The following is a 13,824-nucleotide window of genomic DNA, read 5'->3' as shown; positions in this document are numbered from 1 at the left end:
ATCTTGAAAGTTCATGTGATATCTTTGGGCATGAGCCCCATGACAGCAAGAAAGCGCTTGAGCCGAGAGGAAAGCCAGGCGCAAACACGCGAACGCCTGATCGACACTGCGCAGCAGTTGTTTGTTGCGAACGGGTATGGGGGCGCGTCCATCCGCGACATTGCGAACAAGGCGGGCTACTCCCAGGGCGCGTTCTATTCCAACTTTGCTAGCAAGGAAGACGTGCTTCTGGAGCTGCTGCGGCGCCACATGACGGCGGAGGCGACGCACCTGTCCCGGGTTATGTCGGGTGACGGGGACGATTCCGAGCGGATATTTGCCGAGCTGGATGCCTGGGCTTCCACGCTCAATCACGACGCGGATTGGTGCATGCTTTCCATCGAACTGCAATTGCATGCCAACCGCAGTCAGACGTTCGCCGTGGAGTACCAGAAGGTATGGAATCGGCACCGCAGCGACCTGGGCCAGGTGATTGCCCAGCTGTTCCACAAGCTCGGAAGGATTCCTCCTGCCGAGCCTGCCGAGCTGGCCGCCGCCTTCATGGCCCTGTCGCATGGCCTGGCGTTGCAGCGGATGAGCACACGTCCCGATCCTTCGGGGAGCCTCATCATGGCGTTCCTGCGCGGACTGATTGCCAATGCGGAGCGAGAGAAGGCCGGATAACAGCCGTAAACGCTGGCGGATTCATCCGTTGATCCAGGACGTCTATCAGGCATCGGTGCTGGCGTGCCGGTCGTCGTCTTCTGGCCAGCCTCTCTAGCTTCTCCAGCCTGCTTTGCGCTGCCGAATCGCTCTTACTTGGCGGCCGCCGACGCCGCGCATGCCTCGCCCATCCCGGCCATGCCCGCCAGCCGCTGCAAGCGGCTGCGCTTGTCTATGCAGTCCTTGTACTCCGCCTCCCGCAGCTTCTCCTGCGCCAGTTGCGCAGCCTTTGCGCGCTCGGCCTGCAGCTGGGCCACACGCTCGCGGATTTGCGGCATCACGGCCAGCGCGGCCTTCTCGCCTTCCACGATGGCGTTGGCGCGCTGGCTGAAGTCGGCGGCGCCAATGTCCAGCACCTGCGGGCGGATGATCACGTCGGCTCGCGCCAGCTCGGCCTGGCCTAGCTTCTGGCCCATGATGGCAATCGACTGGTTCAGCGCACCCAGCATGTTGCCCGGCGTCTGGCCCCGGGCCTTGTTGGAGATATCCACCGCGATCACGATGTCGGCGCCCAGCTGGCGCGCGGCGTCCACCGGCACCGGGCTCACGATGCCGCCGTCCACAAAGTGGAATTTGCCGATGGTGACCGGCTGGAACACACCCGGCACGCTGCTCGATGCACGCACCGCCTGCCCCGTGTTGCCGCGTGCGAACACGGTGCGTTCGCCGTCTTCGAGCCGTGTGGCCACCACCACGAAGGGCTTGGCCATCTGTTCCAGCGGCTTGCGGCGCACCTGCTCGTTCACATAGTCTTCGAGCTTCTGGCCCAGCACCAGACCGCCGGAGGAAAGCTGCAGGTCGCGAATCTTGGCTTCGTCCAGCGCCACGGCTTTTTCCTGCATTTCAAAGGCGTTCATGCCGCTGGCGTAGAGCGCACCCACCACGCTGCCCGCGCTCGTGCCCGACACCACCGCAGGCGCAAAGCCGTTGGCTTCCAGCATCTTGATCACGCCGATGTGCGCAAAGCCCTTGGCCGCGCCGCCCCCCAGGGCGATGCCGATGCGGAGGGGGGGCGTCGCGGGCGTGGAAGGAGTGGCGAGCGGCGCGGCTTCGCTGCCTGCACCCGCCTGGGTCGGGGCCGTGCCGCCACATGCGGCCAAACCTGCTGCGGCCCCAAGAGCCAGAAATCGCAAAAGAATGGTCAAGCGCATGCCGGGTGATCCTGCTGTCGTCCAAACGGGGCGGGCAGTATAGCGGCAGGGTGTCGAGTCACCAGTTGGTGGTGTCTTTTGCTCCTGAAAGAGGAGCTGCTTGCGCTTGGCATACAAGCGCCAGAGCCCACTACTGCCAGAAATCGCGGTGCAGGGCCGTGATCTCGTCTTGCAGCGCAGGCACCGGCCCAAGCACCTCGGTGGGGCGCTGGCCGCTCGCAAACACCGTGCGGCAAGGCAGGGACAGCGTGGGGTTCTCGGGGTGGTCGCCCGTCAGGGCGAGCAGGGCGGCTTCTTCGGCGCCATACAGCACGCGGCCGATGCCCGCCCAGTAGATGGTGCCTGCACACATGGCGCAGGGCTCGAAGGTAGTGACCAGGGTGCACTGGGCGAGATAAGCGCCGGGATAGTTGGCCGCCGCCGTGCGGGCCAGCGTGCTCTCGGCGTGGTTCACGGTGTCGATGTTGCCCTGCTCGGCCAGCACCGTCTCGCCATCGGGCGCAACCAGCAGCGCGCCGAAGGGATGGCGGCCCATGTCCTTGGCGCGCTGGGCCACGGCGTTGGCGCGGCGCAGCAGCGTGGCTGCCTGGGCTTCGCTCAACGCCGTCGGGTTATTCACCTTGAGAACCCCGGTGCGCCCAGCCCGTGGTGCGCTTTTCAATCCAGCTGAACAGTTCGTACATCACCATGGCCATGGCGCCCACCACCATCAGGCCCGCAAAGGCCAGGCCCATTTGCATGGACGAGCCCGCGCTGATGAGCAGGTAGCCAATGCCTTCGTTGGCAGCGGTCATCTCCGACACCGTGGTACCGACAAAGGCCAGGGTGATGGCGACCTTGAGCGAGCCGTAGAAGTACGGCATGGAGCGCGGCAGGCCCACCTTGGTCAGCACGTCCCAGCGCTTGGCGCCCAGCACGCGCAGCACGTCTTCCAGCTCGGGCTCCAGCGTGGCGAGGCCGGTGGCGATGTTGACCATGATGGGGAAGAAGCTGATGAGGAACGCCGTGAGGATGGCCGGGCCCACGCCAATGCCGAACCACACCACCAGGATGGGCACGAACGCTGCCTTGGGCAGTGCGTTGAAGGCCGTCATCAGCGGGTACACGGCGGCGTAGGCCAGGCGCGAAGAGCCGATCACAAAGCCCAGCAGCACCCCCACGACGATGGCGATGCCAAAGCCGGCCATGGTGACCCAGAAGGTTCGCCAGGCGTGGCCTGCGATGACGCCGCCAAACTCCACCAGCTGGGTGGCAATGGCCCAGGGGCTGGGGAAGATGAACTCGGAGACATTGAAGGCCGAACAGATGATCTGCCACAGCAGGATGGTGGCGGTCAGCAGCAGCCAGGGAGACCAGCGCTCTACGGTTTTCTTGTGCATGGGATGAGGCGCTTTCTTGTTATTGCTGGATGGGCGCGCCGGCCTTGCGCAGTGCGCCGATGTGGCCGCGCAGTTCGTGGACGATGTCGGTGAACTCCTTGGTGTAGGTCACCTCCAGGTCGCGCGGGCGGGGCAGTTCGATCTCCTTGCGCACCACAAACCGGCCGGGGCTCTTGCTCATCACATACACCGTGTCGGCCAGGAAGACAGATTCGCGCAGGTCGTGCGTGACCAAGATCACGTTGAACTGCTGCTCGGTCCACAGGTCGCGCAGGATGCACCACAGCTCCTCGCGGGTGAAGGCATCGAGCGCGCCAAACGGCTCGTCCAGCAGCAGCATCTTGGGCTCGTGGATCAGCGCGCGGCAGATGCTGGCGCGCTGCTGCATGCCGCCCGACAGCTGCCAGGGGAACTTGTCCTCATAGCCCGCCAGCCCCACCTTTTGCAGCAGCTTGCGGGCGCGCTCTTCGTATTCCTTGCGTTTTTGCTTGAAGTTGCTGCGGTAGGGCTCGACGATTTCGAGTGGCAGCAGCACGTTATCCACCGTGGTGCGCCAGGGCAGCAGCGAAGGCGCCTGAAAGGCCATGCCCGAGACCTTGAGCGGCCCCGTCACCGGCTGCCCGTCGATGAGGATCTTGCCCATGGAGGGCATCTTCAACCCGGTGGCCAGCTTCATGAAGGTGGACTTGCCGCAGCCCGAGGGGCCCACGATGGCGATGAATTCGCCCTGGCGTACCTGCAGGTCGATGGCTTCGACCGCAAACTGGTTCTTGGCGCGCAGCTCGTCGTTGTACGCGAGCCAGACATCGCGGAAGTCCACAAAGTAGGAATCAGCAGCCTGCATCAGAGGTCCGTAGTGAGTAGTGTTTGTGCAACGAGGTTGATGCTGGGCGCGGCCCAGGCCAGCGCCCCCGTGCAAGGGCCGCCCTGCCGCGTAGGCGGCGCTTCGCTGGCGTGCACCGGGGGCGTCTCCCACCCGACTCGCGCAGTGAGTCGAGAGAGGGGGAAGGCGCGAAGCGACTCAGGGGGTGTCACTTCTTCGGCAGGATGTTCAGCTCGGCCGCGCTGGGCAGAAAGCTGGCGTTCCACACATCGTCGGCGTTCACGCGGGTCTTGGTGTTGAACGCATCGGACACCTGCGACGCCATCAGCGAGAGGCGGCCGGGCTTGAGTTGGCCAAAGCCTTCGGCGCGGGCGTCGGGGCTGTTGATCACCGTGTCGATGGCCAGCTGCAGGCGGCGGGTTTCGAGCGGCACGTTCACGATGCCGTCGCGCGCCTTGACGTATTCGATGGAGGCTGCGGGGTTGGCAATGACTTCCTTGGCGCCCTTGGTGAAGGCCGACAGGAACGCCTTGATCGCGGCCGGGTTCTCCTTGATGAGCTTGGGCGATGCGATGATCACATTGCCGTACAGCTTCACGCCGAAGTCGGCGTAGGGCAGCACCACCACATCGGCGGCCTTGGCGCCCCGGGCTTCCAGGTTGAGCAGCGAGGTGAAGGTGAAGCCGGTGATGGCGTCCACGTCGCCGCGCACCAGCATGGTTTCGCGCAGTGGGGGGTCCATGGCGGTCCAGGTCACGGCGCCGATGCCGTTGGCTTTCTGGAAGATGGGGAACGCGCGGCGGCCTGCGTCAAAAACGGGGGCGCCCAGCTTCTTGCCGGCCAGGTCGGCGGGCTTGGTGATGCCGCTCTTTTTCAACGCCATGACCGAGGCGGGCGTGTTGTTGTAGACCACCATCACCGCCACGGGCTTGTTCTGCGCGTCGGGGTTGTTGGCGTGGAACTCCATCACCGCGGCCAGGTCGGCAAAACCCATGTCGTACGTGCCCGAGGCCACGCGCTGCACAGCACCGCCGGAGCCGTTGCCTGCATCCACCGTCACGTCCAGGCCTGCGGCCTTGAAATAGCCCTTGGCCACAGGCTGCAGGAACAGCGCGGCTGGGCCTTCAAAACGCCAGTCCAGCTGGAACTTGATGGGCGTGGTGGCCTGCGCCTGGGCCAGCGATGCGCTGCCGATCAGAGCCAGGGCGGCGGCGGTTTGCATGAACAGTCTTTTTTTCATTCGGGGCTCCTGTCGGGCGAGGGGAAATTCGGTGAGGGAAGGCTCTGGCCCCTTTGATGGGCCATGGTCCTGCAGTCAGCAAAAACGATGCCCGGTTTGTGTACGCGGGTGCTTTGCTGCGCCCCATTGTTCACCGAAGTGGTGCGCGTCAGCATGCTGGGTTTCCCGAAATGGTGCATGCGCCGGGTGAGGGGTTGGCTTGCCCATGAAAAACGGGGCCCGTGGGCCCCGTTGAAACGGTGTGTGGGCAGGCCTGATCATGGACTGCGCACGGTCAGCACGGCACAACGCGCTCAGCGTGGCCGAGCAGCAGCGCTGGCCACGGCCAGGGCCGTCATGTTGAGCACGCGGCGCACAGTGGCGGCCGGGGTCAGGATGTAGGCCGTGGCAGCGGCACCCATCAGGATGGGGCCCACCGTCACGCCACCGCTTGTGGTCGTCTTCAGCACGTTGTAGAGGATGTTGGCAGCATCCAGGTTGGGGCAGATCAGCAGGTTGGCCGAGTCCGTCAGGGTCGAATCCGCCATGTAGGCGTTGCGGATGTTCGGCTCCAGCGCGGCATCGCCGTGCAGCTCGCCATCACACTCGATCTCGGGGTGGGCGGCCACGAACAGGTCGCGCGCCTCGCGCATCTTGCGGGCCGATGCGCGCTTGGACGAGCCATAGCTGGAGTGCGACAGGAAGGCGACCTTGGGTGGGATGCCAAAGCGTTGCACCTCCTGCACCGACATCCAGGCGATGTCCGCCAGCTGCTGGGCCGTGGGGTCTTCGTTCACATAGGTGTCGGCAATGAACAGCGTGCCCCGGTTGGTCATCAGCGCGTTCAGCGCCGCGTAGTTGTTGGCGCCTTCCTGGCGGCCGATGATGCTGTGGATGCGCTCCAGGTGCGTTTCATACGTGCCCACCAGGCCGCAGATCATGGCGTCGGCATCGCCCAGCTTCACCATCAGCGAGGCAATGATGGTGTTGGACCGGCGCACAGCAGCCTTGGCCACTTCGGGCGAAGCGCCGTTGCGCTTCATCAGCTGGTGGTAGTGCTCCCAGTACTGGCGAAAGCGCGGGTCGTCCTCGGGGTTGCACACCTCCACGTCCTTGCCCAGCTGCATGCGCAGGCCGGCCTTGGCAATGCGCGCGGCAATCACGGCGGGGCGGCCGATGAGGATGGGCGTGGCGATCTTGTCGTCGATGGCCATCTGCGCGGCGCGCAGGGCGCGTTCGTCTTCACCGTCGGCGTAGGCCACGCGCTTTTGTGCATTGGGCAGGGCCTTGGCCGCGTTGATCACGGGGCGCATCAGCATGCCGGTCTGGTAGACAAAGCGCGACAGCGTTTCCTTGTAGGCCTCCATGTCTTCGATGGGGCGTGTGGCCACGCCCGATTCAGCAGCGGCCTTGGCCACGGCGGGCGCGATCTTGAGGATCAGGCGCGAGTCGAACGGCGTGGGGATGAGGTAGTCAGGGCCGAAGGTCAGCTCTTTGCCTGCATAGGCGCTGGCCACTTCTTCACTGATGTCGGCCTTGGCCAGGTCGGCGATCTGGCGCACGCAGGCCAGCTTCATGGCCTCGGTGATCTTGGTGGCGCCGCAGTCCAGCGCGCCGCGGAAGATGTACGGGAAGCACAGGACGTTGTTGACCTGGTTCGGGTAGTCCGAGCGGCCCGTGGCGATGATGCAGTCGGGGCGGATGGCCTTGGCCAGCTCGGGGCGGATTTCAGGCTCGGGGTTGGCCAGGGCCAGGATGATGGGCTTGGGACCCATGGTCTTGACCATCTCGGCCGTGAGCACGCCGGGGGCCGAGCAGCCCAGGAACACGTCGGCGCCGTTGACTGCATCGGCCAGCGTGCGGGCGTCGGTCTTTTGCGCGTAGGCCGCCTTGGATTCGTCGTAGCCTCCGGGGCGGCCTTCGTAGATCACGCCCTTGGAGTCGCACACGAAGACGTTCTCGATCTTCACGCCCAGGCCCACCATCACGTTCAGGCAGGCAATGGCGGCCGCTCCCGCGCCAGACACGGCGATCTTGACCTGGTCGATCTGCTTGCCCACCAGCTCCAGGCCATTGAGCAGCGCCGCGCTGCTGATGATGGCCGTGCCGTGCTGGTCGTCATGGAACACCGGGATGTTCATGCGCTTGCTGAGTTCGCGTTCGATGTAGAAGCACTCGGGCGCCTTGATGTCTTCGAGGTTGATGCCGCCCAGCGTGGGTTCCAGCGCCGCGATGATCTCGATGAGCTTGTCGGGGTCGCGTTCGGCCAGTTCGATGTCGAACACATCGACGCCCGCGAACTTCTTGAACAGGCAGCCCTTGCCTTCCATCACCGGCTTGCTGGCCAGCGGGCCGATGTCACCCAGGCCCAGCACCGCCGTGCCGTTGGTGATCACCGCGACCAGGTTGCCGCGCGAGGTGTAGTCAAACGCCTTGGAGGGGTCGGCAGCGATGTCCAGGCATGGGTAAGCCACGCCTGGCGAGTAGGCCAGCGACAGGTCGCGCTGGTTGGACAAAGGCTTGGTGGGGGTGACCGAAATCTTGCCCCGGGTGGGGTTGCGGTGGTATTCGCGCGCAGCGTCGCGCAGGGCCTGTTCGGCGGCGGAAATGTTCTGTGTCATGCGGAAATCCTGGAAGTCCTGGGCGGAAAGCAAAAACAAGGGTACCCGATGGCGTGGGCGGCGGACATGCAGGTTTATGCGTATGCAGCATGAAGCCAAAACCCCCTGGCAGCCGTGGCAGACAGGGGGCGGGGCCACGCGGGCAGTGGCAGGTTTTCGGCAGCGGGCAGGCGGGATGCTAGTGGGCGTCGGCCTGGCGTGCGGCGTTGACAGCGGCGGAGGTGTCGCGGCTGGCGCCATTGAAGAAAACGTTCAGGGCCACCGCCGTGATCGAGGCCAGGAGGATACCGGATTCGATCAGCGGGTGGATGGCGTGTGGCATCCACTGGCGGAAGTTGGGCGCGATCAGCGGCACCATGCCCACGCCGATGGAAACGGCCACGATCATGGCGTTGAAGCGGTTGGTCTTGAAGTCCACCCCGCCCAGGATGCGGATGCCCGTGGCCGCCACCATGCCGAACATCACCAGCCCCGCGCCCCCCAGCACCATGGTGGGCAGCGACTCGACCAGTGCGGCCATCTTGGGCAGCACGCCCAGCACGATCAGGATCACACCACCCGCCACGCAGACAAAGCGGCTCTTGACGCCGGTGACGGCGACCAGACCTACGTTCTGCGAGAAGCTGGTGTACGGAAAGGTGTTGAAGATGCCGCCCAGCAGCGTGCCCAGGCCGTCGGTGCGCAGGCCGCGCGTGAGGGCTGCCTGGTCCACCTTGCGGTCGGTCATCTCGCCCAGGGCCAGGAACATGCCGGTGGATTCGATCATGACCACGATCATCACCAGGGTCATGGTCAGGATCAGGATGGGGTCGAACACGGGGCCGGCAATCTCGAACGGCAGCACCAGGTCAAACCACTGCGCCTTGGCCACCTTGTCGAAGTTCATCATGCCCAGCGCCACGGCCACCACCGCACCAATGACGATGCCCAGCAGCACCGAGATGTTGGCGATGAAGCCCTTGGCAAATTTGGCAATCAGCAGGATGGACAGCAGCACCAGGCCCGAGATGCCCACACCGGTCAGATCGGCGTACTTGGGGTTGGGCACCGTGGGCACCACCGCAAACCCCTTGGGCACCGGTGGCAGTGACGAGCCGGGGGCTCCGGCAGCAGCCTGCGCATCGGCCAGCCACTTGAGGTGCTCGGGGTTGGGCACGCTGGGCGCCGTGGGGCCGACGGGGTTGCCAAAGATCCAGTTGATGCCCACGCGCATCAGGCTGATGCCGATGACCGCAATGATGGTGCCGGTGACCACCGGCGGGAAGAAACGGAGCATGCGGCTCACCAGCGGAGCGATCAGGATGGAGATCACCCCCGCGCCAATCACCGAGCCAAAGATCAGCCCGGCCCCGGCGGTGCCGCCGGTGGTCTGCGCCATCGAGATCATGGGCGCCACCGAGGCAAAGGTCACCCCCATCATCACCGGCAGCTGAATGCCAAACCAGCGCGAGGCGCCCAGCGCCTGAATCAATGTGACCAGCCCGCACACAAACAGGTCGGCCGAGATCAGTTTGGCCACTTGGTCGGGCGTGAGGTTGAGCGCGCGGCCCACGATGAGTGGCACCGCCACGGCGCCCGCATACATCACCAGCACATGCTGCAGGCCCAGCGCCGTCAGTCGCCCCAGGGGCAGGTGTTCGTCCACGGGGTGTACGGGCGGGTTCATGGGTGTCCTTCGGGGGTTGGTTTTTGAATACGGAATGGAAACCTGTGCCGAATGGTGCACAGATGTCCATACAAAAATCGTATACAAAATGACCGGGCGCGCTTATCCCGGTTAACCCTTAGAGGGGCGCAGCAAATTACCCGCCGGCCGTGGACGCAGGCGATGGGGAGCTTGGGGGCCGGGCGCGTCCGGCGTGGGCTAGCCCAGGTCCGTGGATGCCGCCTTGGTGCGTTGGCTGGTCAGCGGTGCCAGCGACTCGCGCAGGCGGTCGCGGACCAGCGGCTGGCCGGGGTTGAGGGCGCCTTCCACATGGCCAATGTGGGCGAGCATGCGTTCGCGGGCCAGGGTGGTGTTGCCGGCCTCCAGCGCCTCCACAATGGCGGCATGCTCCGCACAAGACTGGCTGGCCGCGTGCTGCGACTGGTACAGCGACGCGGCCAGGGTGGTGCGCGCCGTGAGGTCGCGCAGGATGTCGCTCAGGCTGCGGTGGCCCATCGCTTCGGCCAGGCAGACGTGGAAATCTGCGAGCAAAAAGGCGCGTGTGGCAGCGTCAGCGCCTTCGATGGCCTGCTGTTCGTCGGCGATGTGCGCACGCAGGCGGCGGGTCACGCTCTGCAGCGGGCGGCCCGCATCGGCCAGGATGCCTGATTCGATGATGCGCCGGGCGGAGAACGCGTCGCGTGCATCCTCCACCGAGGGCTCCACCACGTACCAGCCCCGGCGCGAGCGCACTTCCACAAAGCCCCGTGCCTGCAGCTGCATCAGGGCCTCGCGCACCAGCGTGCGGCTCACGCCGAACAGATCGGCCAGCTCCTGCTCGCCCAGGCGCTCGCCGGGCGAGAGTTTTTGCGCCAGGATGGATTCCACCACCTGCTGGGCGATCTGGGTCTGGTTGATGCTCATGGCCGAATTGTCGCGTGCTGTGTCGGGGGCTTGCCCGATCAGGCACGCGGCGAGGGTGGCTCGCGGCCGTCCAGCACGGCGTGGGCGCGTTCGCGGTCGATGTCGCCTTCCCAGGCTGCCACGGCCACGGTGGCGACACAGTTGCCAATGAGGTTGCCCAGCGCGCGGGCGATGCCCATGAACCAGTCCACCGACAACACCAGCACCAGGCCAATCGCCGGGATTGCAGGGATTGCCTGCAAGGTGGCTGCCAGCACGACGATGGCCGAGCCGGGCACGCCGTGTGCACCCTTGGAGGTGACCAGCGAGATCGCCAGGATCGTCAGCAGGTCGGCCATGGAAATCGGCGTGTTGGTGGCCTGGGCGATGAACACGGCGGCCAGTGTGATGTAGATCGAGAACGCGTCCAGGTTAAACGAGTAGCCCGTGGGGATCACCAGGCCCACGGTCGAATCGCGGATGCCCATGTGCTTGAGCTTGGCCATGATCTGGGGCAGCACGCTGTCGGACGACGTGGTGGCAAACACCACGGCCAGTTCCTCGCGCAGATAGCGCAGCAGCTTGAACAGGCTGAAGCCCGACACCCGCATGATGAGGCCCAGCACCACCACGACGAAGATGACCACCGCGGCGTAGAACAGCGCCACCAGCATGCCCAGCTGTTTGAGGGAACCCAGGCCGTATTTGCCCACGGTGAACGCGATGGCGCCCAGCACACCCAACGGTGCGAGTTTGATGATCAGGCCCATGGTCTTGAACAGCACATGCGACAGGTCGTCGATCAGGCCGGTGACCCGCGCCCCGCGCTCACCGATCAATGCCAGGGCGCAGCCAAAAACGATGGAAAACAGCAGAACCTGCAGCACATCGCCGTTGGCAAACGCGCTCACGGCGGTGGTGGGAATGAGCTTGAGCAAGAAGTCGGTGAAGCCGCCGCCGGTGAGCTTGCTGGCGTTTTCCGCGTAGGCGCCCATGGCTTTGGGGTCCAGCGCCTTGGGGTCCACGTTCATGCCCACGCCGGGCTCGAACCAGAACGCCAGTGCCAGGCCCAGCACCAGGGCGATGGAGGTGACCACCTCGAAGTAGATCAGCGATTTGACGCCCACCCGGCCTACCCGCTGCAGGTCGCCAGTGCCTGCAATGCCATGCACCACCACGCAGAAGACGATGAGCGGGATGAGCATCTTGATGAGCTTGATGAAGCCGTCTCCCAGGGGCTTGAGCCCAATGGCAGTGTCGGGCCACACAAGGCCCACCACCACACCGGCTATCAAGGCCAGCACCACCTGACCAAAAAGGGATTTGAAAAACCGGGGCATGCCAACTCCTTCAGTAGCTTTTTGAACGCAAATCTTGCATACAAGAACTGTAGGCAAGTCTGAAGAGTGGCGGTATGAGGGTATGCCCGCATGGGGTTGCCAGAGGCGGCAATAAAAAGGCCACGCCCTTGTGGGGCGTGGCCTCGCAAATGTTGACAAGTACAGACCGCCCGCATGAAGCGGGCGCTGGCAATCAGTAGCCGAGTGTCTTGCCGTCGGGGTTGCGGGGGTCCGAGTAGCCGTACAGCGCGCCGCCACGGATCTGGATGGTCTGCGTGCGGCCCATCGAAGGCTTGACCGCGATGTTGTGGCCGCGTTGCTTGAGCAGGGCAATGGTGTCGGGCGAGAGGCCCTTTTCCACGCGCAGCTCGTCCGGCGTCCACTGGTGGTGCACGCGGGGTGCCGCTGCGGCCTCCGCAGGGTTCATGCCGAAGTCGATGGTGTTGACCACCGTCTGCAGCACCGTGGTGATGATGCGCGCGCCGCCAGGGCTGCCGGTCACCAGTGTGGGCTTGCCGTCCTTGAGCACCAGGGTGGGCGTCATGGACGACAAGGGGCGCTTCTTGGCGGCCACTGCGTTCGCGTCGCCACCGACCAGGCCATAGGCATTGGCCACACCGGGCTTGGCCGAGAAGTCGTCCATCTCGTTGTTGAGCAGGATGCCCGTGCCCTTGGCGACGATGCCGCTGCCGAAGTTGGTGTTCAGCGTGTAGGTCACGGCCACGGCGTTGCCGGCCTTGTCCACCACCGAGTAGTGGGTGGTCTGGTCGCTCTCATACGGCTGTGGCTGGCCGGGCTTGATCTCCTTGGCCGGGCGTGCGCGGTTGGGGTCGATGCCCTTGGCCAGCGATTCGGCATAGCGCTTGGAGGTCAGGCCCTTCAGCGGGATCTTCACGAAGTCTGGGTCGCCCAGGTATTCGGAGCGGTCGGCGTATGCCAGCTTGCTGCTCTCGGCCATGTGGTGGATGGTCTGCGCGCTGTTGGGGCCCCACTGGGCCAGGGGCAGGGGCTCCAGCATGTTCAGGATCTGCACCAGGTGCGGGCCGCCCGAGGAGGGTGGCGGCATGGTCACGATCTCGTAGCCACGGTAGGTGCCACGCGTGGGGACGCGTTCGGCCACCTTGTATTCGCGCAGGTCTTGCAGGGTGATGGCGCCTGCGTGGGGTGCCATTTCGGCGGCGATCTTCTGGGCGATCTCGCCTTCGTAGAACGCCTTGGCGCCCTGCTGTGCGATGAGGCGCATGGATTGCGCCAGGTCTTTTTGCACCAGCGGGTCGCCCACCTTCAGGGGTTCGCCGTTCTTCCAGAAGATGGCCTGGGTGGCAGGCCACTTGCCCATGTTCTTCTTCTCTTGCTGCAGTATCTTGGCGAGCGTTTCGCTCACCGGGAAGCCCTTGTCCGCCAGTTCGATGGCCGGGGCGATCACACGCGACAGGGGCAGGGTGCCCCAGCTCTTGAGCGCGTGTTCCATGCCCGCGACGGTACCGGGCACGCCCACGGCATAGTGGGTGTACAGCGACTTGCCGTCCACCACATTGCCCTTGGCATCCAGGTACATGTCGCGCGTGGCCTTCGATGGCGCCACTTCGCGGAAGTCGAGGGCCACGCTCTTGCCGGTCTTGGCGTCGTGCACCATCATGAAGCCGCCACCACCCAGGTTGCCCGCATTGGGCAGGGCCACGGCCAGCGCAAAGCCAATGCCCACGGCCGCATCCACAGCGTTGCCACCGGCCTTGAGGATGTCCAGGCCAATCTGCGAGGCCAGCTCCTGCTCGGAGGCGACCATGCCATTGCGTGCCACCACGGGGTGGAACACATCCATGTCGAAGTCATAGGCTGCACTGGCGGCCTGGGCCGAGGCGGTCTGCTGCACTGCGGGCGCGGGTGCAGCCGTGGCTACCGGCGGCGTGCTGCCGCAGGCCGCGAGGCTGGCCAGGGCCAGCACAACGCTGCCAGCCAGCAGCGTATGACGAATGTTCATGGGATATCTCCTGGTGTGTGGAATCTGGAAATGACAACGGGCGCACCCAGTCGATGGATG

The 13,824-nt window shown here is 65.1% G+C and carries 11 protein-coding genes; 1 reads left to right on the top strand and 10 read right to left on the bottom strand.

The genetic code is table 11. From position 1 onward, the window contains the following. Positions 1-39 precede the first annotated feature (39 nt). Complete coding sequence (locus ATF69_RS21615; RefSeq protein WP_244303786.1) at positions 40-663, top strand: TetR/AcrR family transcriptional regulator; 624 nt, start codon at positions 40-42, stop codon at positions 661-663. Between the two features lie 131 nt (positions 664-794). Here the strand turns inward: ATF69_RS21615 and ATF69_RS21610 are convergent, their stop codons facing one another. From ATF69_RS21610 to ggt, 10 genes are all read right to left on the bottom strand, one after another. Next, on the bottom strand, positions 795-1,853 hold the full coding sequence (locus ATF69_RS21610; RefSeq protein WP_146872235.1) for a patatin-like phospholipase family protein: 1,059 nt from the start codon (positions 1,851-1,853) through the stop codon (positions 795-797). 130 nt (positions 1,854-1,983) lie between these two features. Beyond that, the gene (locus ATF69_RS21605) at positions 1,984-2,472 is read right to left on the bottom strand and encodes a nucleoside deaminase (protein WP_280179012.1); all 489 of its coding nucleotides are present in this window, start codon (positions 2,470-2,472) and stop codon (positions 1,984-1,986) included. Next, positions 2,465-3,232 carry an ABC transporter permease gene (locus ATF69_RS21600; RefSeq protein ID WP_056060732.1) on the bottom strand — a complete coding sequence of 256 codons (768 nt, stop codon included), beginning with the start codon at positions 3,230-3,232 and terminating at the stop codon, positions 2,465-2,467. Before ATF69_RS21600 ends, ATF69_RS21605 begins: the two co-directional genes overlap by 8 nt. A 19-nt stretch (positions 3,233-3,251) precedes the next feature. Further along, positions 3,252-4,076, bottom strand: coding sequence for an ABC transporter ATP-binding protein (locus ATF69_RS21595; RefSeq protein ID WP_121943596.1), 825 nt, complete (start codon positions 4,074-4,076; stop codon positions 3,252-3,254). 187 nt (positions 4,077-4,263) lie between these two features. Next, complete coding sequence (locus ATF69_RS21590; protein WP_146872234.1) at positions 4,264-5,295, bottom strand: ABC transporter substrate-binding protein; 1,032 nt, start codon at positions 5,293-5,295, stop codon at positions 4,264-4,266. 293 nt (positions 5,296-5,588) lie between these two features. After that, positions 5,589-7,895, bottom strand: a complete 2,307-nt coding sequence (locus ATF69_RS21585; RefSeq protein WP_146872233.1) for an NADP-dependent malic enzyme — start codon at positions 7,893-7,895, stop codon at positions 5,589-5,591. A 178-nt stretch (positions 7,896-8,073) separates the two neighbouring features. Continuing rightward, positions 8,074-9,561 carry a nucleobase:cation symporter-2 family protein gene (locus tag ATF69_RS21580; protein WP_146872232.1) on the bottom strand — a complete coding sequence of 496 codons (1,488 nt, stop codon included), beginning with the start codon at positions 9,559-9,561 and terminating at the stop codon, positions 8,074-8,076. Between the two features lie 198 nt (positions 9,562-9,759). Beyond that, on the bottom strand, positions 9,760-10,464 hold the full coding sequence (locus ATF69_RS21575; protein ID WP_099729440.1) for a GntR family transcriptional regulator: 705 nt from the start codon (positions 10,462-10,464) through the stop codon (positions 9,760-9,762). 38 nt (positions 10,465-10,502) lie between these two features. Further along, the gene (locus tag ATF69_RS21570; protein WP_146872231.1) at positions 10,503-11,783 is read right to left on the bottom strand and encodes a C4-dicarboxylate transporter DctA; all 1,281 of its coding nucleotides are present in this window, start codon (positions 11,781-11,783) and stop codon (positions 10,503-10,505) included. 193 nt (positions 11,784-11,976) lie between these two features. After that, positions 11,977-13,764 (bottom strand): gamma-glutamyltransferase, encoded by a 1,788-nt coding sequence (gene ggt, locus ATF69_RS21565; RefSeq protein WP_146872230.1) that lies wholly within the window; start codon positions 13,762-13,764, stop codon positions 11,977-11,979. Between the last annotated feature and the right edge of the window lie 60 nt (positions 13,765-13,824).

This window comes from Acidovorax delafieldii (assembly GCF_007993815.1).
Lineage (GTDB): Bacteria > Pseudomonadota > Gammaproteobacteria > Burkholderiales > Burkholderiaceae_C > Acidovorax > Acidovorax delafieldii.
Note: the sequence above shows the minus strand (reverse complement) of the source record. Positions and strands in the feature narration are given on the sequence as shown.

Coding starts and splice junctions, on each gene's coding strand:
- ATF69_RS21615 (WP_244303786.1), top strand. CDS start 40: ATGACAGCAAGAAAGCGCTTGAGCCGAGAGGAAAGCCAGGCGCAAACA.
- ATF69_RS21610 (WP_146872235.1), bottom strand. CDS start 1,853: ATGCGCTTGACCATTCTTTTGCGATTTCTGGCTCTTGGGGCCGCAGCA.
- ATF69_RS21600 (WP_056060732.1), bottom strand. CDS start 3,232: ATGCACAAGAAAACCGTAGAGCGCTGGTCTCCCTGGCTGCTGCTGACC.
- ATF69_RS21595 (WP_121943596.1), bottom strand. CDS start 4,076: ATGCAGGCTGCTGATTCCTACTTTGTGGACTTCCGCGATGTCTGGCTC.
- ATF69_RS21590 (WP_146872234.1), bottom strand. CDS start 5,295: ATGAAAAAAAGACTGTTCATGCAAACCGCCGCCGCCCTGGCTCTGATC.
- ATF69_RS21585 (WP_146872233.1), bottom strand. CDS start 7,895: ATGACACAGAACATTTCCGCCGCCGAACAGGCCCTGCGCGACGCTGCG.
- ATF69_RS21580 (WP_146872232.1), bottom strand. CDS start 9,561: ATGAACCCGCCCGTACACCCCGTGGACGAACACCTGCCCCTGGGGCGA.
- ATF69_RS21575 (WP_099729440.1), bottom strand. CDS start 10,464: ATGAGCATCAACCAGACCCAGATCGCCCAGCAGGTGGTGGAATCCATC.
- ATF69_RS21570 (WP_146872231.1), bottom strand. CDS start 11,783: ATGCCCCGGTTTTTCAAATCCCTTTTTGGTCAGGTGGTGCTGGCCTTG.
- ggt (WP_146872230.1), bottom strand. CDS start 13,764: ATGAACATTCGTCATACGCTGCTGGCTGGCAGCGTTGTGCTGGCCCTG.